The organism is Kitasatospora sp. NPDC002040 (genome assembly GCF_040296785.1).
In the GTDB taxonomy this organism is placed as follows: Bacteria; Actinomycetota; Actinomycetes; order Streptomycetales; family Streptomycetaceae; genus Kitasatospora.
In genome coordinates, this window is record NZ_JBEOXV010000008.1 from 21966 (window position 1) to 43390 (window position 21425).

Below are 21425 nucleotides of genomic sequence, written 5' to 3' on the forward strand. Positions count from 1 at the left end.
GACGAAGCGCAACTTCGCGAATACCTCAAGCGCGCCATTGCCGATGCCCGCGAGGCGCGCAAGCGCCTGCGCGAGGTGGAGGACCGCGAGCACGAGCCGATCGCGATCGTCGGGATGGCGTGCCGTTATCCCGGTGGGGTGCGTTCCCCCGAGGACCTGTGGCGTCTGGTCGAGTCGGGCACGGACGCGGTCACCGGCTTCCCGGAGAACCGGGGTTGGGACCTGGACGCGCTCTACGACCCGGACCCCGACCAGGTCGGCCGCAGCACCACCCGGTCGGGTGGGTTCCTGCACGACGCGGATCAGTTCGATGCCGAGTTCTTCGGGATGTCCCCGCGTGAGGCGCTCGCGACCGATCCGCAGCAGCGGCTGCTGCTGGAGACCGCCTGGGAAGCGTTCGAGAGCGCCGGCCTCAACCCCGACTCGCTCCGTAGCAGTCGGACCGGTGTCTACACGGGTGTGATGTACAGCGAGTACGGCTCGCGCCCCGACCTCCCTGCGGACGGCTTCGAGGGCTACCTGTTCAGCGGCAGCGCGGGCAGCATCGCGGCCGGGCGGCTGTCCTACACCTACGGGCTGGAGGGCCCGGCCGTCGCGGTCGACACGGCGTGCTCGTCGTCGCTGGTGGCGCTGCACCTGGCGGCGCAGGCGCTGCGTCGGGGTGAGTGCGATCTCGCGCTGGCCGGCGGGGTCACGGTGATGTCGACTCCGGTCGCCTTCCTCGAGTTCTCCCGGCTGCGTGGTCTGTCGGCGGACGGGCGGTGCAAGTCGTTTTCGGCTTCGGCCGATGGGACGGGGTGGAGTGAGGGGGTGGGGCTGCTGTTGGTGGAGCGGCTTTCGGATGCGCGGCGCAATGGCCACCAGGTGTTGGCGGTGCTGCGTGGGAGTGCGGTGAACCAGGATGGTGCGTCGAATGGTCTGACGGCGCCGAACGGTCCTGCGCAGGAGCGGGTGATTCGGCAGGCGTTGGCGAATGCCGGTCTCTCCACGGCGGATGTGGATGCGGTGGAGGCCCACGGTACGGGTACCACGTTGGGTGACCCGATCGAGGCGCAGGCGCTGATCGCGACGTACGGGCAGGGTCGTGCTGTCGAACGGCCTCTGTGGTTGGGGTCGTTGAAGTCGAACATCGGGCACAGCCAGGCGGCGGCCGGTGTCGGCGGCGTGATCAAGATGGTGGAGGCGATGCGGCGCGGTGTGCTGCCGCGTACGTTGCACGCGGAGGAGCGTTCGCCGCATGTGGACTGGGAGTCGGGGGCTGTCGCGCTGCTGACGGAGCAGCAGGAGTGGCCGGAGACGGGCGCACCGCGCCGGGCCGGCGTCTCCTCCTTCGGGTTTGGTGGGACGAATGCGCATGTGATCGTGGAGCAGGCTCCGGTCGAGGAATCGGAGGCTGTGGTGGAGCCGGTGGTGCTGCCGGTGGTGCCGTGGGTGGTGTCGGGGAAGTCGCCGCAGGCGGTGGCCGATCAGGCACGTGTGCTGCTTCCGGCCGTGGAGGGCCGTGAGGCGCTGGATGTGGCCTTCTCGCTGGCGACCGGCCGCTCCGCGTTGGAGCACCGCGCAGTGCTCGTCGGCACCTCTCGGGACGAACTCGTCGAGAAGTTGCGTCAGTTGGCCGACGGCGCTCCGGTCGCCGCGCGTACCGCCGGTCGGCTGGGGTTCTTGTTCACGGGTCAGGGTGCGCAGCGGGTGGGGATGGGGTTGGAGCTGTGTGCCGGGTTCCCGGTGTTCGCGGCTGCGTTCGATGCGGTGTGTGCTGAGCTGGACGGGCAGTTGGACCGGCCGTTGCGTGAGGTGATCGCCTCGGGTGTGGGTCTGGATCTGACGGGGTTTGCGCAGCCGGCGTTGTTCGCGGTGGAGGTGGCGCTGTTCCGGTTGGTGGAGTCTTGGGGTGTGCGGCCGGACTACCTGGTGGGGCATTCGATCGGTGAGCTGGCTGCGGCGCATGTCGCGGGTGCCCTCACGCTTGCTGATGCGGCCCGGTTGGTGGGGGCGCGTGCGCGGTTGATGCAGGCCCTGCCGGGTGGCGGTTCGATGGTCGCGGTGCAGGCGTCCGAGGACGAGGTGCTGCCGCTCCTGGTCGATGATGTGTCGATCGCTGCGGTGAACGGGCCGCAGGCCGTGGTGGTCTCGGGCGACGAGCAGGCGGTCGCCGAGGTCGCGGCAGCGCTCGCCGCCCAGGGGCGCCGTACCAAGAAGCTGACCGTCAGTCACGCGTTCCACTCCGCGCACATGGACGGCATGCTGGCCGAGTTCGCCCGGGTCGCCGCGGAGGTCGACTACCAGCGGCCTCGCATCCCGATCGTCTCCACCCTCACGGGGCAGCTGGCCGACGGCGATGACCTGCGCACTCCCGACTACTGGGTCCGCCAGGTCCGCCAACCCGTACGTTTCCTCGACGCCATCCACACCCTTGAGGCCGAAGGCGTCAGCGCCATGCTGGAACTCGGTCCCGACGCGGTGGCCGCGGGCATGGCCGCCGCCGGCGTTCAGGACCCGGCCGCCACCTTGGCCGTCCCGGCCCTGCGGGCGAACCGTCCGGAACCGGAGACCCTGGTCGCGGCGCTTGCCCAACTGCACGCCCGGGGAACCACCGTGGACTGGTCGGCCTACTTCGCCGGCACCGGAGCCCGCCGGATCGACCTGCCCACCTACGCCTTCCAGCACCGCAGTTTCTGGCTGGCGCCCACGGCCGGTACGGGCGACGTGTCCGAGTTCGGCCTCACGCCGACGGGGCACCCGTTGCTCGGCGCAGTGGTGGAGTCGGCCGACGGGACCGGTCTGCTGTTCACCACCAGGCTGTCGCGGGAGTCGCAGCCGTGGCTTGGTGAGCATGTGGTGTTGGGGTCGGTGGTGGTGCCGGGTTCGGTGTTTGTGGAGTTGTTGTTGGGTGTGGGTGAGCGGGTTGGTTGTGGGGTGGTGGTGGAGTTGGTGTTGGGGGCTCCGTTGGTGTTGGGGTCGGGTGGGGTGCAGTTGCAGGTTGTTGTGGGTGGTGTTGGTGGTGGTGGTGTTCGTGGGGTTGAGGTGTTTTCGCGGGTTGGTGGTGGGGTGTGGGTGTTGCATGCCTCGGGTGTGTTGGGTTCGGTTGGTGGGGCTGGTTCGGTTGGTGGGGTTGGTGTGGGGGTGTGGCCGCCGGTTGGTGCGGTTGAGGTTGATCTGGGTGGTGTGTATGGGCGGTTGGCGGTTGGTGGGTACGGGTATGGGGCTGCGTTTCGTGGGTTGAGTCGGGTGTGGCGGGGTGGGGGTGAGTTGTTTGCTGAGGTGGTGTTGCCGGAGGGGGTGCGGGGTGAGGCGGGGCGGTATGTGTTGCATCCGGCGTTGTTGGATGCGGCCTTGCACGCACTGCTCCCCGGCGTCGCCGACGAGGTGGGGCAGACCGGGTTCCCGTTCACCTGGTCCGGCGTCCGGGTCTCCGCGACGGGCGCCGCGTCCCTGCGCGTGAAGCTCGCTCTCACGGGCCCCGACACCGTCTCGTTGACGGCCTTCGACGGCACCGGCGCGCCGGTGGTCGAGGTGGACTCGCTGCTGCTGCGTCCACTGTCGCCGGAGGCCCTCCGTGCGGCCGATCGGGGCACTGGCCACGACATGTTCGGCCTTCGCTGGGTTGATCACCCGGTCGACAACACCCGTGCTGATCTGGGTGATTGGGCTGTGTTGGGTGGTGTGGGTGTTGGTGTGGGGCGTTCGTTTGTGGACTTTGCCGGGTTGGTGGCGGAGTTGGATGCGGGTGGGGTGGTGCCTTCGGTGGTGGTGTTGCCGTTGGCGGTTGGTGGTGTGGTGGGTGAGGTGACGGTTGGTGTGCTGAGGCTGCTGCAGGGGTGGTTGGGGGAGGCGCGGTTGGGTGGTTCGCGTCTGGTGGTGGTGTCGGTTGGTGGGGATTTGGGTCAGGCGGGTGTGTGGGGTCTGGTGCGGTCGGCGCAGACGGAGCATCCGGGTCGGTTTGTGTTGGTTGAGGTTGATGAGCTCGCCGGCTGCGGTGGGTTGTTGGCGGGTGTGGTGGCTTCGGGGGAGTCGCAGGCGGCGGTGCGTGGTGGTGTGGTGTCGGTGCCGCGGTTGGTGCGTGCGGGTGTGAGTGCGGGTGCGTCCGGGCCTGGTTGGGGTGCGGGGACGGTGTTGGTGACGGGTGCTTCGGGTGTGTTGGGTGGTGTGTTGGCGCGGCATCTGGTGGTGGAGCACGGTGCGCGTCGGTTGTTGTTGGTGAGTCGTCGTGGTGGTGGTGCGCCGGGTGCGGTTGAGCTGGCGTCGGAGTTGGCGGGGTTGGGTGCGGAGGTGGTGTGGGCGGCTTGCGATGTGGCTGATCGTGAGGCGCTTGGTGCGGTGTTGGCGGATGTTCCGGCGGAGTTTCCGTTGGTGGCGGTGGTGCATACGGCGGGTGTTGTTGATGATGCGGTGATCGGGTCGATGACGCCGGCGCAGTTGGCTGGTGTGTTGCGGCCGAAGGTGGAGGCTGCGTGGAACCTGCATGAGTTGACGCGTGGGTTGGACCTGTCGGCGTTCGTGTTGTATTCGTCGGTTGCCGGTCTGTTGGGTACTGGTGGGCAGGGCAACTATGCGGCGGGTAATACGTATTTGGATGCGTTGGCCGAGCACCGTCGCGGTCTGGGTCTGCCTGCCACCTCACTCGCCTGGGGCCTCTGGGAGGAGACCAGCGCGCTGAGCGCCGGGCTCGCCGAGGTCGACCGGAAGCGGATGGCCCGGATGGGCCTGCGGCCGCTGGCCACCACGGACGCACTCGCCCTCTTCGATGCGGCCCTGAAGTCGGACGAGGCCGTCCTGGCGCTCACCCCGATCGACCAGGCCGCTCTGAGCGCTCCGGGCGCCGACATACCGGCCCTGCTCCGCGGGCTCGTGCCGGCTACCCGCCGCCGCGCGGCCGACCACGGTGCGGAGAGCGGCCTGTCGGACCGGCTGGAAGCGCTCGCGCCGCTGGAGCGCGAGCAGTTCCTCCTGGATCTCGTGCGAGGCGAGGTCGCCGGGGTGCTCGGTCATACGGACCGGGCGGCCATCGATGTGGACCGCGCCTTCCAGGAGATGGGCTTCGACTCGCTCACCGCCGTCGAACTCCGCAACCGGATCAACGCGGCCACCGGCCTGAAGCTGCCCGCGACCCTCACCTTCGACCACCCGTCCCCGGCCGCCCTGACGGCACACCTCGCTGCCGCACTCTCCGGAACCACCGTGAGCCGCAACCGGGTTGAGGTCGCCGGCACGTTCACTTCGGAGCCGATCGCGATCGTCGGGATGGCGTGCCGCTATCCCGGTGGGGTGCGGTCCCCCGAGGACCTGTGGCGTCTGGTCGAGTCGGGTACGGATGCGGTCAGCGGCTTCCCGGAGAACCGGGGTTGGGACCTGGCGGGTCTCTACGACCCGGACCCCGCGCGGGTCGGTCACAGCTACACCCGGTCGGGTGGGTTCCTGCACGATGCGGACCAGTTCGATGCCGAGTTCTTCGGGATGTCCCCGCGTGAGGCGCTCGCGACGGACCCGCAGCAGCGGCTGCTGCTGGAGACCGCCTGGGAGACGGTGGAGAGCGCGGGCGTCGACCCGTCCACCTTGCGGGGCAGCCGGACCGGTGTCTACACGGGTGTGATGTACCACGACTACGGATCGACGGTGCAGAACGTCCCGGACGAGCTGGAGGGTTACCTCGCCGGGGGCAACGCCGGCAGCATCGCCTCCGGACGGGTCTCCTACACGCTCGGCTTGGAGGGTCCGGCGGTCACGGTCGACACAGCCTGCTCCTCCTCGCTGGTGGCGCTGCACCTGGCGGCGCAGGCGCTGCGTCAGGGCGAGTGCGATCTCGCGCTGGCCGGCGGGGTGACGGTGATGTCGTCCCCGCAGGCGTTCGTGGAGTTCTCCCGGCAGCGCGGGCTCTCGACCGACGGTCGCTGCAAGGCCTTTGCCGCCGCTGCGGACGGAACTGGGTGGAGTGAGGGTGTCGGGCTGCTGCTGGTGGAGCGGCTTTCGGATGCACGGCGCAACGGCCACCAGGTGCTCGCGGTGCTGCGTGGCAGTGCGGTCAACCAGGACGGTGCGTCGAACGGTCTGACGGCGCCGAACGGTCCGTCCCAGGAGCGGGTGATTCGGCAGGCGCTGGCGAATGCCGGTCTCTCCACGGCGGATGTGGATGCGGTGGAGGCCCACGGCACGGGCACCACGCTCGGTGACCCGATCGAGGCGCAGGCGTTGATCGCGACGTACGGGCAGGACCGCCCCGCTGAACGGCCGTTGTGGTTGGGGTCGTTGAAGTCGAACATCGGGCACAGCCAGGCGGCGGCCGGCGTCGGTGGCGTGATCAAGATGGTCGAGGCGATGCGGCGCGGCGTACTGCCCCGCACCCTCCATGTCGACGAACCGTCCCCGCACATCGACTGGAGCGCGGGCTCGGTCGCTCTGCTGACGGAGCAGCAGGCCTGGCCGGACACCGACGGTCCTCGGCGCGCGGGCGTCTCGTCGTTCGGGTTCGGTGGGACGAATGCGCATGTGATCGTTGAGCAGGCTCCGGTCGAGGAGTCGGAGGTTGTGGTGGAGCCGGTGGTGCTGCCGGTGGTGCCGTGGGTGGTGTCGGGGAAGTCGCCGCAGGCGGTGGCCGATCAGGCACGTGCACTGCTTCCGGTGGCCCAGGCCGATGACGTGCTGGACGTGGCTTTCTCGCTGGCGACGGGCCGCGCCTCGCTGGAGCACCGCGCAGTACTGGTCGGCGCCTCCCGTGATGAACTCGTGCTCCAGTTGAGCGAGTTGGCCGACGGTGCGTCAACCAGCACGCGTAGTTCTGCCCGCTCTGGCTTCTTGTTCACGGGGCAGGGTGCGCAGCGGGTGGGGATGGGGTTGGAGCTGTGTGCCGGGTTCCCGGTGTTCGCGGCTGCGTTTGATGCGGTGTGTGCGGAGCTGGACGGCCAGTTGGAGCGGCCGTTGCGTGAGGTGATCGCCTCGGGTGTGGGTCTGGATCTGACGGGGTTTGCGCAGCCGGCTTTGTTCGCGGTGGAGGTGGCGCTGTTCCGGTTGGTGGAGTCGTGGGGTGTGCGGCCGGACTATCTGGTGGGGCATTCGATCGGTGAGCTGGCTGCCGCGCATGTCGCGGGTGTCCTCACGCTCGCTGACGCGGCCCGGTTGGTGGGGGCTCGTGCGCGGCTGATGCAGGCCCTGCCGGGCGGCGGTTCGATGGTCGCGGTGCAGGCGTCCGAGGACGACGTGCTGCCGCTCCTGGTGGACGGTGTGTCGATCGCCGCGGTGAACGGGCCGCAGGCCGTGGTGGTCTCGGGCGACGAGCAGGCGGTCGCCGAGGTCGTGGCAGCGCTCGCGGCGCAGGGGCGGCGTACCAAGAAGCTGACTGTCAGTCACGCGTTCCACTCCGCGCACATGGACGGCATGCTGGCCGAGTTCGCCCGGATCGCCGCGGAGATCGACTACCAGCGGCCCCGGATCCCGATCGTCTCCACCCTCACCGGGCAGCTGGCCGACGGCGACGACCTGCGCACCCCCGACTACTGGGTCCGCCAGGTCCGCCAGCCCGTACGCTTCCTCGACGCCATCCACACCCTTGCCGGGCAGGGGGCGACGACGCTGGTCGAACTCGGACCCGACGCCGTCCTCACCGGACTCGCCGAGGAGATCCTGGACGCGCGGGCCTCCGACGGGCCGACGACCGCCGGGCACAGCGCGGTGGCCCTGCTCCGCCGGGACTGGCCGGAGGCCGAGACCGTCGTCGGCGCGGTGGCCCGACTGCACGCCCAGGGAGCCACCGTGGACTGGTCGGCCTACTTCACCGGCACCGGCGCCCGCCGGATCGACCTGCCCACCTACGCCTTCCAGCGCCGCCGGTACTGGCTGGCCTCGACCGGGCCGTCCACCGATGCGGCCGGGCTCGGGCTCCGGCCGACCGGTCACCCGCTGCTGGGGGCCGGGGTGTTCCTCGCGGGCCAGGACGAGGTGCTGTTCGCCAATCACCTCTCGGTGCACCAGCACCCGTGGCTGGCCGACCGGGCGGTCCTCGGCTCGGTCGTGCTCCCGGTGTCCGCCCTGGTCGAACTCGCCCTGCGGGCCGGTGCGGAGGTCGGCAGTACGACGCTGGAGGAGCTGTCCCTGCGGGCACCGCTCGTCCTGCCGGAGGGCGGCGGGGTTCAGCTCCAGCTGAAGCTCGGCGCACCGGACGCAGCGGGCCTGCGCAGCCTCGCCATCCACTCCCGCGCGGACGAGTACGCCGCGTGGACCCTGCACGCCGACGGGCGGCTCGGGGACGGCGCTTCCACCGGATCCGCTTCCCCGGCCGGGCAGTTGGCATCGATCGAACTGCCGGAGGAGTACCGGCAGGAGAGCTCGGGCTACGGCCTCCACCCGGACCTGTGGGAGGCCGCCCTGCTCGGCCAGGGGGCGGCCGGCCGTGACGGTACGACCTCGGTACCCGCCGAGTGGCGTGGTGTGCGCCTCTACGCGACCGGGGCTCCGGCCGCCCGGGTCCTGGTGACCCCGGCCGGAGAGTCGGCAGTATCGGTCCAACTCTTCGACGAAGCAGACCAGTTGATCGCCGAGGCGGAGTCGGTGGCGTTCCGTGGGCTGGCCGACCAGGAGTTCGGCACGGGCCCCGGCCCGTTGCTCCGGGTCGACTGGACCCCGACCCACCTGCCGGTACCTGCCGTGCCGTTCGGCTGGGCACGGCTGGCCGGTGCGTCCGGAGGCGCAGCAGCGGGAGAGGCGTTCGCCGACGTGGCCGCGGTGGCGGCGGCGCGGGACGCGGGTGCGGCGTTCGACGCCGTACTCGCAACGCCGCTGCAGGGTACGGCCGGTGGCGATCCGATCGGCACCGCTCACCGGGTCATCGCCGGAACGCTCGCGTTGGCGCAGCAGTGGCTGGCCGAGGAGCGACTGGCCGGGGTCCGCCTGGTGGTGCTGACCAAGGGGGCGGTTGCCGTTGCGGCCGACGAGCCGGTGGACCCGGGAGTCGCGGCGGCCTGGGGGCTGCTGCGGTCCGCCCAGTCCGAGGAGCCCGGCCGGATCGTGCTGATCGATGTCGATGCGGACGGCCATGCGGACGACGATGCGGACGGCGAGGAGAACCCGGACCTGGCGGCCCTGTCGGCAGTGCTGGCCTCGGGTGAGGAGCAGGCGGCACTCCGGTCCGGCACGGTTCACCTGCCCAGGCTGGACCGCCTGCCCGAGGTCCGCCCCGGCGGCCTCGACAGCGACCTGCCCGACGACCGGCACGTCCCCCTCGCCGCCCTCGCGGACGGCACCGTCCTGATCACCGGCGGCACCGGCGCCCTCGGCGCCCTGTTCGCCCGTCACCTGGTCACCCGCCACGGCGCCCGGCACCTGCTGCTGGTCGGCCGCCGGGGTGAACACGCCCCGGGCGCGGTCCGGTTGGCGGCCGAGCTGACCGGACTCGGCGCCGCCGTCACGCTGGCCGCCTGCGACGTGGCGGACCGCACCGCGCTCGCGGACCTGCTGGCCGCGATCCCGGCCGAGCACCCGCTCGCCGCCGTCGTGCACGCGGCCGGGGTCCAGGACAACGCCCTGGTCCCTGGGCTCTCCGCCGATCGGCTGGCCGCCGTCCTGCGGCCCAAGGCCGACGCCGCCTGGCATCTGCACGAGCTGACCCGGGAGCTGGATCTCGCCGCCTTCGTGCTGTTCTCCGCGACGGCCGGCGTTCTCGGCAGTCCGGGCCAGGCCAACTACGCTGCCGCGAACGCGTTCCTGGACGGGCTCGCCCAGTACCGCCGGGCCCAGGGCCTGCCCGGTACCGCGCTCGCCTGGGGGCTGTGGGCCGGTGGCGAGGGCATCAACGGGCAGCTGGGAGAGGCGGATCGGCTCCGCTTCGCCCGGGACGGCTTCCGGGAGGTCACGCCCGAGCAGGGCACCGCCTGGTTCGACCGCGCGCTCGGCGCCGATGCCGCTGCCCTGTTGGCCGTCCCGCTCGCCCTCCCGGTCAGGTCGGCGGCGCGCGCGGGGGAGCAGGTGAACCCGCTGCTGCGCGGTCTGCTGACGGGACCGGTGCGTCGCCCGGGGCAGGCCGGGTCGTCGGCGCAGGCCGCCGTACCGCTGGCCGAGCGGCTGGCCGGGCTCGGCGAGGCGGAGCGGTACGAGGCCGTACTGGCCGTCGTGCGCGGGGTGGTGGCCACGGTGCTGGGGCATGCCGAGGCCGTCGCGGTCGGGGCGGACCGGCCGTTCCAGGAGCTCGGCTTCGACTCGCTGACCGCGGTGGATCTGCGCAACCGGCTCAATGCGGCGACCGGCCGCAGGCTGCCCGCCACCGTGGTCTTCGACCACCCGAGCCCGGCCGCGCTCGCCGGGCACGTGCTCCGGTTGCTGGCCGAGGAGGCCGGTACGGCCGCCCGGAAGCCGGTGCTGGCCGAACTGGACGACCTGGAGGCCGCGTTGGCCGCCACCGTCCCGGACGCGGTGGACCGGCAGCTGGTGCTGACCCGGCTCCGGACCATGCTGTCGCGGTTCACCGAGACCGCCGGCACCGAGGAGCCGGCCGTCGGCCCCGACTTCGAGAGCCGGCTGGAGGGTGCTTCCGCCGCCGACATCTTCGACCTGATCGACTCCGAGTTCGGCCACCTCCCGGGCTGACCGCCGGGCTGACCGCCCGATCAACAACCTTGCCCCGTCGGGCTTCTGACGTCGTAGGAGACGCGTAACCACATGTCGAACGAAGAGAAGCTGGTCGAGTACCTCAAGCGGATGACCGCCGATCTGCAGAAGTCCCGCCGCCGGGTCGCCGACCTGGAGGCCGGTCTGGAGGAGCCGGTCGCGATCGTCGGGATGGCCTGCCGCTACCCCGGCGCGGCCTCGCCGGACGAGCTGTGGCAGCTGGTCCTGGACGAGGCGGACGCCATCACGGACTTCCCGACCGACCGCGGCTGGGACCTGGCCGGCCTGTACGACCCGGACCCGGCGAAGCCCGGCAAGACCTACATCAAGCAGGGCGGATTCCTGGACGGCGCGGGCGAGTTCGACGCCGCGTTCTTCGGGATCTCCCCGCGTGAGGCCCTCGCCATGGACCCGCAGCAGCGAGTGCTGCTGGAGACCGCCTGGGAGGCCCTGGAGCAGGCCGGGATCGACCCGACCGGGCTCAAGGGTTCGAACACCGGGGTCTTCGCCGGTCTGGTCGAGCAGAGCTATCTGGACCTGGACGGCCCGGAGGAGTTCGAGGGCTACCAGATGACCAGCAAGCTCAGCAGCATGGCCAGCGGCCGGATCTCGTACACGCTCGGGCTGGAGGGTCCGGCGGTGTCGGTGGACACGGCCTGCTCCTCCGCGCTGGTGGCGCTGCACCTGGCCGCCCAGTCGCTGCGTTCGGGGGAGTCGTCGCTGGCGCTGGCCGGTGCCTCCTACGTGTCGGCCCACCCGGGCGGCTACCTCGACGGCGCCCGGCAGCGGGCGCTCGCGCCCGACGGCCGGTGCAAGCCCTTCGCGGCGGCGGCGGACGGCATCGGCTGGTCCGAGGGCGTCGGCGTGCTGGTGGTGGAGAAGCTGGCCGACGCGCGGCGCAACGGCCACCGGGTGCTGGCGATCGTCCGGGGGACGGCCGTCAACCAGGACGGCGCGTCCAACGGCCTGACCGCGCCGAACGGCCCCTCCCAGGAACGGGTGATCCGCACGGCGCTCGCGGGTGCGAAGCTCACCACCGCCGACGTGGACGTGGTCGAGGCGCACGGCACCGGCACCCGGCTCGGCGACCCGATCGAGGCGCAGGCGCTGCTGGCCACCTACGGGCAGGGCCGGCCGGCGGGCCGCCCGCTCTGGGTGGGCTCGGTGAAGTCCAACATCGGCCACCCGCAGGCGGCCGCGGGCGTCGCCGGATTGATCAAGATGATCCAGGCGATGCGCCACGGCGTGCTGCCCCGGATGATCAACCTGGACCAGCCCACTCCGCTGGTCGACTGGTCGGCGGGGGACGTCCGGCTGCTGGCCGAGGCCCGGCCCTGGCCGGAGACCGGGGCCCCGCGCCGGGCGGCGGTGTCCGCCTTCGGCGCCAGCGGCACCAACGCCCACGTCATCCTGGAGCAGCCGCCCGCCGAACCGGCCGAGCCCGCCGAACCGGCCGGGTCCGCCGAGCTGTTCCCGTACCTGCTCTCCGGCCGGACCCCCGAGGCGCTGCAGGACCAGGCCCGCAGGCTGACCGCCTTCCTCGACCGCGAACCCGCCGCCCGCCCGGCGGACCTCGCGCTCTCGCTCGCCACCACCCGCACCGCGCTCGAACACCGGGCGGTACTGGCCCCGCAGGACCCGGACGGCCTGCGGGACCTGCTGGCGGCGCTGGCTGACGGAGCGTCGGCCCCGGGCCTGGTCCAGGGCCGGTCGGGCGAGGTCGGCCGCACCGTCTTCGTCTTCCCGGGGCAGGGCAGCCAGTGGGCCGGGATGGCGGCGCAGCTGCTGGCCGGGTCGCAGGTCTTCGCCGAGCGGATCGCGGACTGCGAACGGGCGCTCGCGCCCTACCTGGACTGGTCGCTGGAGGACGTCCTGCGGCAGCGCGACGGCGCACCCTCGATCGACCGGCTCGACGTCGTGCAGCCGGTGCTGTTCGCGGTGATGGTCTCGCTGGCCGCGCTCTGGCGCTCCTGCGGCGTCGAGCCCGCCGCCGTGGTCGGCCACTCGCAGGGCGAGGTGGCGGCCGCGTACGTGGCGGGCGCGCTCTCGCTGGAGGACGCCGCCCGGGTGGTGACCCAGCGCAGCCGGCTCGCCCTCTCGCTCCAGGGCGGCGGCGGCATGGGCGCGGTCGCCCTGCCCCGGGACGAGGTCGCCCGGCGGCTGGAGCAGTGGGACGGGAAGCTGTCCATCGCCGTGGTGAACGGGCCGAGTTCGGTCCTGGTCGCGGGCGACCGCGCCCTGCTGGACGAGTTCCTCGACCAGTGCAAGGCGGACGGCGCCCGGACCCGGCGCTTCGGCACCGACTTCGCCTCGCACTCGGCCCAGGTCGAGCCGGTCCGGGACGAGCTGCTCGCGGCGCTGGCCCCGATCCGTCCGCAGGCCGGGAGCATCCCGTTCCTGTCCACGGTGACCTGCGACTGGGTGGACGGTGCCGCGCTCGACCCGGCCTACTGGTACTCCAACCTGCGCCGGCCGGTCGAGTTCGACAACTCGGTCCGCGCGCTGGCCGAGCAGGGCCACCGGGTGTTCGTGGAGATCAGCCCGCACCCGGTGCTCACCTCCGCGCTCCAGGAGATCGCCGAGGACGCGGTCGTCACCGGGACGCTGCGCCGGGACGAGGGCGGTCCGGAGCGCTTCCTGGCCTCGCTCGGCGAGCTGCACGTGCGCGGGGTGGCGATCGACTGGCCGACGCTGTTCGCCGGCACGGACGCCCGTCCGGTCGAGCTGCCCACCTACGCGTTCCAGCACGAGCGGTACTGGTTCGCCCCGGGGTCGGCGACCGTCGACGCCGCCGGGCTGGGGCTGGCCCCGACCGGGCACCCGCTGCTCGGCGCCGCCGTGGCGGTGGCCGGCTCCGACGAGCTGCTCTTCACCACCCGCCTCTCCCCGCACACCCACGGCTGGCTGGCCGAGCACGCCGTCGGGGACGCCGTGGTCGTCCCGGCCGCCGTGCTGGTGGAGCTGGCCGTCCGGGCCGGGGACGACTGCGGCTGCACCGCCCTGGACCAACTGGCCGTCGGCGCACCGCTGGTACTGCCCCCCAGCGGCGGCCTCCAGCTCCAGCTCAAGGTCGGCCCGCCGGATCCGGCCGGGCGCCGCACCCTCACCGTGCACGGCCGCCCCGACCAGGGCGAGGGCAGCTGGACCGAGCACGCCCGGGGGACGCTCGCGGTGCGCGGGCCCGGAGCACCGTTCGAGCTGACCGAGTGGCCACCTCCCGGGGCCGAGCCGGTCGAGCTGGACGGGGCCTACCGGAGGCTCGCGGACCAGGGCCTGACGTACGGTCCGTCGCTGCAGGGGCTGACCGCGCTCTGGCGCCGGGGCGACGACCTGTTCGCCGAGGTCGAACTGCCGGAGCCGGCCCGCGCGGAGGCCGCCGCCTTCGGTCTGCACCCCGCCCTGCTGGACGCGGCCCTGCACGCCGTGCAGCTCGATCTGCCGGGCGCCGCCGCCGTCGACTGGGGCAGCACCCGGCTGTACGCGACCGGGGCCACCGCGCTGCGCGCCCGGCTGAGCCCGGCGCCGGACGGCAGCCGGACGCTGCGGCTGGCCGACCGCAGCGGCCGGGCGGTCGCCGCCGTCGACGGGCTGCGGCTGCGCCGGGCCGAGCCCGGCGGAGCACACGCCCGGTCGGTCGGCGACGCTGTGCTCCAGCCGGCCTGGGCGCCGATCGCGTTCGACGCACCGGCCGAGCCGCTGCGCTGGGCCGAGCTGGGGTCGGCGGCCGGTATCGCCGGGCTGGCCGCGGCGGTCGCGGCGGGCCAGCGCCTCGACGCCGTCCTGGTTCGCCAGCAGACGGAGCCGGACGCCGACGTGGTCGAGGCTGCGCACGCGGGTGCGCAGCGCGCCCTGGCGCTGGTCCAGCAGTGGCTGACGGAGGACCGGTTGGCCGAGCTGCCGCTGGTGCTGGCCACCCGTGGTGCGGTGGCCGTGACGGCGGGGGAGGGCGTCACCGACCCCGCCTCAGCCCCGGTGTGGGGGCTGCTGCGGTCCGCGCAGTCCGAGCAGCCGGACCGGGTGGTCCTGGTCGACCTCGACCCCGACCGTGCCGCTACTCCCGAACAGGAGCAGGCCGCGCTCTCGGCGGTCGTCGCCGCCGGTGAGCCGCAGGCCGCGATCCGCGGCGCCGGGGCCTACTTGCCCCGACTGCGCCGGGCCCCGGCAGCCGGACCCGACGCCCCGTCAGGGGCGTGGAACCCCGACGGGACGGTCCTGATCACGGGTGGTACCGGCACGCTGGGCGGACTGTTCGCCCGGCACCTGGTGACCGAGCACGGGGTACGGCACCTGCTGCTCACCAGCCGGCGGGGTGAACAGGCGCCCGGCGTACCCGAGTTGACCGCCGAACTGGCCGGGCTCGGGGCCCAGGTCACGGTCGCCGCCTGCGACACCGCCGACCGGGCGGCGCTGGCCGCGCTGCTGGCGGCGGTCCCCGCCGACCGGCCGCTGACCGGGGTGGTGCACGCCGCAGGCACCTCGGACGACGGGCTGATCGGCGGGATGACGCCGGAGCGGCTGGCCTCGGTGCTCCGGCCGAAGGTCGACGCGGCCTGGTACCTGCACGAGCTCACCCGCGACCTCGGCCTGTCCGCGTTCGTGCTGTTCTCCTCGCTCGCCGGGGTGATCGGCGGCGCCGGACAGTCCAACTACGCGGCGGCCAACACCTTCCTGGACGCCCTGGCCGAGCACCGGTCCGGCCTCGGGCTGCCCGCCACCTCGGTGGCCTGGGGCCTGTGGGCGCAGAGCGGCAGCATGGGCGAGCACCTCGACCAGGCCGACCTCGACCGCATCGCCCGGGCCGGCTACCCGCCGATCGCCTCCGACCAGGGGCCCGCGATGCTCGACCTCGCCCTCGGCCTGAGCCGGGCGACCGCGGTGGCCGCCCCGCTGGACCTCCAGGCGCTGCGCGAACAGCCCCGCCCGGCCCCGGCGGTGCTGGCCGGACTGGTCCGCCGGCCCGCCCGCCGCGCCGCCCGCAACGACGACGGCGCCGGGACCGCCGTGCTGGAACTGGCCGGTCTCACCGAGGCCGAGCAGCACCAGCGCCTGGTCGTGCTGCTCCGGACCGAGGCGGGCGCGGTCCTGGGGCACCCGGCCCCGGACAGCCTGGACGCCGACCAGCCGTTCGGCGAGATCGGCTTCGACTCGCTCACGGCCGTCGAACTCCGGAACCGGCTGGGCCAGTTGACCGGTCTCCGGCTGCCGACCACGCTGGTCTTCGACCACCCGACCCTGAACGCCCTGGCCGAGCACCTGCGCCCCGAACTGCTCGGCGGGGACGGGCCCGAGGCGGACCGGGGCCCGCTGCCGGGCGACTTCCGGGCCGAGATCCGGCTGGCGGACGACATCCGGCCCGCCGCCGAGGTCCGGTCCACGGTCGAGGACCCGACCGAGGTCTTCCTCACCGGCGCCACCGGCTTCCTCGGCGCCTTCCTGCTGCGCGACCTGATGCGGACCACCCGGGCCCGGGTGCACTGCCTGGTGCGCGGCACCGACCAGGCCGCGGCCACCGCCCGGCTGCGGGCGAACCTGGAGTGGTACCGGCTCTGGGACGAGGTGGACCAGGACCGGCTGTCGGTCGTGGTCGGCGACCTCGGGCTGCCCGGCCTGGGCCTGACGCCGGATCACTTCGACGAACTGGCCCGCCGGGTGGACGCCGTCTACCACCCCGGGGCGATGGTCAACTGGGTCCAGCCGTACGCGATGCTCAAGCCCGCGAACGTGCTGGGGACGGAGGAGATCCTGCGGCTGGCGGCCCGCTACCGGACCGTGCCGGTGCACTACGTCTCCACCCTCGGCGTCTTCGTCGGCCAGGAGGCCGGCGGTGCGCCGCTGCGGGTGGCCGACCCGACCGGCCCGGGCGAGACCCTGCCGACCGGGTACACCCAGAGCAAGTGGGTGGCCGAGGAGATCATCGGCCTGGCCCGCGAGCGCGGCCTGCCGGTCTCGGTCTACCGGGTCGACCTGATCGCGGGCGACCAGCGCAACGGCGCCTGCCAGACCAGGGACTTCGTCTGGCTCAGCCTGAAGGGCCTGATCCAGGCCGGGGCGGTGCCGGCCGGGCTGGCGGTCGACTTCCACCTGACGCCGGTGGACTACGCCAGCTCCGCGATCCTCGCCGTCTCCCGGAACCCGGAGGCCGCCGGAGGCACCTTCCACGTCTGCAACAACAGCGGGTTGGGCTTCACCGCCATCGTGGACCGGCTCCGGTCGTTCGGCTACCGGCTGGACGAACTGGACTGGGACGACTGGCGCAGCCGCGTCCTCGCCGACCCCGACAACGCGATGGTGCCGCTGTTCGACGCCTTCGAGTACATGGCGGCCAGCCCGGAGACCTTCTACCCGGCGATCGACGACACCGAGACCAGGAAGGCGCTGGCCGGCACCGGCATCGAGTGCCCGCAGGCCGGAACCGAACTGTTCGACAAGCACGTCGAGTTCTTCGCCCGGACCGGGTACTTCCCGGACGCCTCCGCCGCAGCGGAGTAGCCCGGCGGGACCCGCCAGGACAGCGAACGCAGGAGGTGCCGGCCGATTCACGGCCGGCACCTCCTTGCTGCGCGTCGGGGTCGGACGGGTCAGACCCGGACGGGCAGGCGCTCGCGGCCCCAGGCGCCGAGCGGCTTCAACGCTTCGTCAAGTGCCAGGCCGTCCTCGGTCAGTGAGTACTCGACCCGCAGCGGAGCCTCGTCGTACGTCTCCCGGAGCACGATCCCGTCCGCCTCCAGCTCGCGCAGCTGCTGGATCAGAACCTTCTCGCTGACGCCCGGAACCTGCCGCCGGAGATCGCCGAACCGTCGGGCCTGGTGGCGCAGCGCCCAGAGGATCAGCACCTTCCACTTGCCGCTGATGACTTCCATCGCAGAGTCCAGACCACAGTGTGTCGGTCTTGCCCGAACGCTCACAGTCCCACCCCTGCCATCTCGTAGGTCCTCGTTCGACCACGCTCAGTTCCGGTGTGCGCTCCAGCGTAACCCAGGGGCGGCGAGGGGGAGCTGGGTTGTGAAAGAGCCTCCACGATTGCCCTGAAGGGCTCGTTCGCGGGAGAACCAGCACGGTGCCCGGTTCCTCGGACGCTGCCCTGCAGGCCCGGTGGGGGAGGGTCCCGCGACGGTGTCGGAGCCGGCCGCAGGCCGGTCGGCGGTTACGCGAAGCGGAACCGGTTGATGTTCATGACGCCGCTGTTGCCGCCGGACAACCTCGCCGGTCCGATTACCGATCGGGAGGCGGCCGAGGTTCTGGAGACCGCCTGGGCCGGCGGCATCCGCTACTTCGACACCGCCCCGCACTACTGCCTTGGCCGCTCCGAGCGCCGTCTGGGCGAATCCCTCCGGGCCCGGCCCCGCAGTGAGTTCACCCTCTCCACCAAGGTCGGCCGCTTGCTCGAGCCTGTCCCGGGCCGGCTCGACTTCGTCCCGGGCCGGTGACTACCTGGCCAAGGGCTTCGCTGTGCCCGCCACCCATCGCCGGGCCTGGGACTTCACCGCCGACGGCGTCCGCCGCAGCAGCCATCGCCGGCACCGGCACCATCGTCCTCGACACCGGCCAAGGCCGCCGCGTCCTCACCCTCTTCCCTGACCACCACCTCTGCCTGGTGAAGATCAGTCATATCCTCGCCGACCTCTCCGATCCGACCCGCCGGCCTGCCAAGTCGTCTGGGCCCCGGGTCGGCTCGCCTCCACTCCCGTCCGGCTATTCCACCGCTTCCCTTTCCTCCAGGGGTTCTTCCGGGCCGGTCCGCTCGGCGGTCGACCGATGACGGCCACCCCGGTGCAGCTCGGCCTGGACCTTCCGCCAAGCACGGATGATCGGGGGTACCTTTGACAGCACCTCGCTGATCTGTGTCAGCAACAAGGTGACGCATCCGAACGATGCGAGAACGAGCAGCGTCACCTGATCCCAGCTCACTGAACTCCCTTTGATCTCCAGGCACTCGACCTACGCCACTGCGGCGTGATCGAGATGTCGGCCAACGCCTCGTATGGGCCGGGCCGCCTGGGGCCGAGGGCTCCAGTAGTGGCTCGGTACTTGTCGATGCTCTGTGTCGCCTGCCGGCACGACCGGTTCCCCGCCAGGCGAGGCGGTCTGCCGCTAGCCGAGGAGGACATTGCGGCGGAGCCATCCGAGAGCGTTCACTCCCAACCGGTCCGGCGCCTGGAGCAACGCGGTCTCCACGGCCTCGAGATCGGCGAGTTCCGGGGGTGCGGACAGTCGATCGAGCGAGGAAAGACGCTCCATCGCGGTCGCCACAATGGCGGGCCAGCCGGGCATGCCGAAGTGGTGGGTGGCCTTGAACACAGCTGTGAACGCACGGTGCAGGAGGGCGTCCTGCCAGCCCTGCCGGCGCATCAGCTCCTCGGTGATCCATACCTGTTCCTCGACAGTGCGGACGAAGTCGACCACCGGTCCTGATGCGGCTCGCAGGGTGAATCGGGAGCCGCCTGCCCAGGGGAGGTCCAGGTCCGAGGCGACCGCCGTGAACGCACCCAGTCGTTCAGGCCCGCCGTCGCGGGCGGCGAGGAGCGCCTTGCGGGCCCGGCGGTAAAGGTCGACACCCTGCGCAAAGACATCGCCTGCGTCCGGCCCGCCAGGCGCCGCACGAATGGCGTCGAGAGCCTCGTTCAACAGCGCCTCGGCGGCCAGCCCGGCCGCCGCCGCACTCAACAGGACCTCCGGGTCGCTGGCGTCGACTCCTAGATGGGCTAGTACGGTCGAGGCCTGCTCCTCCAGTCCCGGGAACAAGGGGGGCTGCTGCTCAGGCCGTGGTGCGAGGAGTGCGGTGAGCCGCGACGACAGGGGAGGTGGGCCGGGCTCCTCGACGGTGACGCCGTGCTGTTGAAGGTCCTCGAAGATGGCGTCCGGCCCGCAGTCGATGTCCGACACGTCATGTCGTCCCGAGCAGTCCTCAGGGCACTCGAACTCCTCGCACATCTCCGGCTCTTCGGACTGTGCCGCGTTGATCAGGTGATAGGCGAGCCGGTCGGCCACAGCCTCACGAGCTGTGATCATGGAGTGGCTCAAGTGCCTTTCCGCGCTTGTCAGAAGAGCATCCTCCTGACTGATCGAGGCCGGCGGCTGCGGTGTGTCGGGAATCCAGGTGTATGCCGACTCAAGCGATACCGACAGCCAGGCCACCCGCAATGCCGGGATCTCGTCATTCCCGGCCAGCGCGGCGACTTCCTCCGCTGCCCGCCCGACCGCGTCGAGTTGGGCCAAGTGGTGTTCACGGACAGATTGCCAGCTCTCGGTGTCCTGGCGTACCTGTTCGGCACCCTGAGCGAGGGCTGCGTCCCGGGTCTCCCGTGCCCGGCTCACCAGTCGGGTCAGGCACGGCCGGCATCCGGATGGACCGGACTCCGGATCGGAGCCGAGCGGTACCGCGCCGAGAGTCCGGCTGAACGGGGCACCGCACACGCAACAGTCCGCGTTCTCCACTTGTCGGACCGTGGGCACGGCGGGTAGGGCGGCTCGGATCGTGCTGTGTGCGTAGACGGGGATGTGCACTGGTGGTGAGCTCCTCAGATGTTGCGTTCCGCAGCTGTCCTCACCATGCTCACCTGGCTGTTCGGCCGCTAGTCACCAATTGGTTCGCTGGGTGCCAAACTTGACGAAAGCTGACTGCGTCGTAGAGGGCGGCAGCAGAACTTGACACCGGCTGGCATCTGTTCGCCGGCCCCGATCAGGAGGACCCGAGTGACGGGAACCCATGACGAGTCCCGGCCGGAAGGCCACCACCAGGATCTGGTCGACGCCCTGCAGGAACTGCACCGCGCGGCAGGCTCGCTGAGTTCTCGAAAGGTGAGCGCGCTGATCCGTGGGTGGGAGGAAAGACTGTCCGAGGCCAGCCATGAGACCGTGCGGTCCACGATCAACGGAAAGGCGATACCCCGTTGGGAGACTGTGCACGACATCGTTGTGGTGTTGGCAGGCCTGTGCAGTCCCCCTCGGGACGCTGATACCGAGTCAGGAAGGTTCCTGTTGCTGTGGCGGGCGGCTCGTGAAGGGGAGAAGGGCGCCCTGAAGTCGTTCCAGGAACTGGCCAACAGCGGCTGGGGTGGTGAGGACGGCAAATGGACACCCGAGATGATCATGGGCATCCTCGTCAACCCGTTCAGCGCCATTCAGATCGCCCCCGGGCTCGCCGCGCCACACGAACCGGTCATCTCCGAGGACGAGTGGATCCGGGCGATGGAGAAGTTCATCGAGGACGACGGGGCCGAGCACGCGCTGAGGCTACTGCTGCACACGCTGAAGGGCGACTACATCGGGGCCGTCGAAGGCACCCCGTTCGGCTACCAGGACATGGACCGGGAGGCACTGGACGCCTACATGGCCTTCCAGTACGGCTGCCGGGAAGTGCGCCGCCGCCTGCGGGCCGAGCCGAATCTCCTCGCCGAGTCGATTCGCGCGATGCGGGCCGACGAGACGATGGACCGGGACGACAGGGCGGAGATGCTGGAGAACGAGTCGGACCTGGCTCTGATGAGGGAGGTCATGATCGTAACCCCGGACACCTGGGACGAGGTCTCGGAGGAGGCCCACCACATGGTCTTCGGCTACCTGATTAAGCAGATAGGTCCGCCCGGCCCGCTTAACCTGCCGGACGCCTATCGCTTCCCTATCCTCTGGCGCATCCCCGAACCTTCCGTGGAGTAGCTCCGACGCTGGCTGGCCGGGGCGTGGTCGACCTCTTGCTCCAAGGTCGGATGCCGGCAACCTGCGTCTGTGCTGGGCGCACAAGGTCAGATCGTGCGGGACCGACCAGGCACATCCCACTGCGAGCCAGAACTCGCCGACTTCGCCCTCACCGTCCTGGAGTCGTGAGATCGCCTTGA

General features: G+C 71.8%; 6 protein-coding genes and 2 pseudogenes. 5 read left to right on the top strand and 3 right to left on the bottom strand.

Annotated elements, in window-relative coordinates; translation table 11 throughout:
• Positions 1–12 precede the first annotated feature (12 nt).
• Together ABT118_RS19420 and ABT118_RS19425 are read left to right on the top strand one after the other, a co-directional pair.
• Positions 13–10569 (top strand): annotated as a pseudogene (locus ABT118_RS19420) (SDR family NAD(P)-dependent oxidoreductase); the annotation flags it as partial.
• Positions 10570–10659: 90 nt separating this feature from the next.
• Positions 10660–17079, top strand: coding sequence for a thioester reductase domain-containing protein (locus tag ABT118_RS19425; RefSeq protein WP_502884608.1), 6420 nt, complete (start codon positions 10660–10662; stop codon positions 17077–17079).
• An 89-nt stretch (positions 17080–17168) separates the two neighbouring features.
• Here ABT118_RS19425 and ABT118_RS19430 read toward each other — a convergent pair whose 3' ends face one another.
• A complete protein-coding gene (locus ABT118_RS19430) occupies positions 17169–17450 on the bottom strand; it encodes a winged helix-turn-helix transcriptional regulator (RefSeq protein WP_350670003.1) in 282 nt (93 codons plus the stop codon).
• A gap of 306 nt (positions 17451–17756) precedes the next feature.
• On the opposite strand from ABT118_RS19430, the pseudogene ABT118_RS19435 reads away from it, so the two are divergent.
• Together ABT118_RS19435 and ABT118_RS32760 are read left to right on the top strand one after the other, a co-directional pair.
• Positions 17757–18096, top strand: a pseudogene (locus tag ABT118_RS19435) (aldo/keto reductase); the annotation flags it as partial.
• On the top strand, positions 18014–18349 hold the full coding sequence (locus ABT118_RS32760) for an LUD domain-containing protein (RefSeq protein WP_502884597.1): 336 nt from the start codon (positions 18014–18016) through the stop codon (positions 18347–18349). The pseudogene ABT118_RS19435 and the gene ABT118_RS32760, both read left to right, overlap by 83 nt.
• Here ABT118_RS32760 and ABT118_RS19445 read toward each other — a convergent pair.
• Positions 18283–18498, bottom strand: coding sequence for a hypothetical protein (locus ABT118_RS19445; protein ID WP_350670004.1), 216 nt, complete (start codon positions 18496–18498; stop codon positions 18283–18285). The genes ABT118_RS32760 and ABT118_RS19445 overlap by 67 nt on opposite strands.
• A 183-nt stretch (positions 18499–18681) precedes the next feature.
• Complete coding sequence (locus ABT118_RS19450) at positions 18682–20025, bottom strand: hypothetical protein (RefSeq protein WP_350670005.1); 1344 nt, start codon at positions 20023–20025, stop codon at positions 18682–18684.
• A 258-nt stretch (positions 20026–20283) separates the two neighbouring features.
• On the opposite strand from ABT118_RS19450, the gene ABT118_RS19455 reads away from it, so the two are divergent.
• On the top strand, positions 20284–21246 hold the full coding sequence (locus ABT118_RS19455; RefSeq protein WP_350670006.1) for a hypothetical protein: 963 nt from the start codon (positions 20284–20286) through the stop codon (positions 21244–21246).
• The last annotated feature ends 179 nt before the right edge of the window (positions 21247–21425 follow it).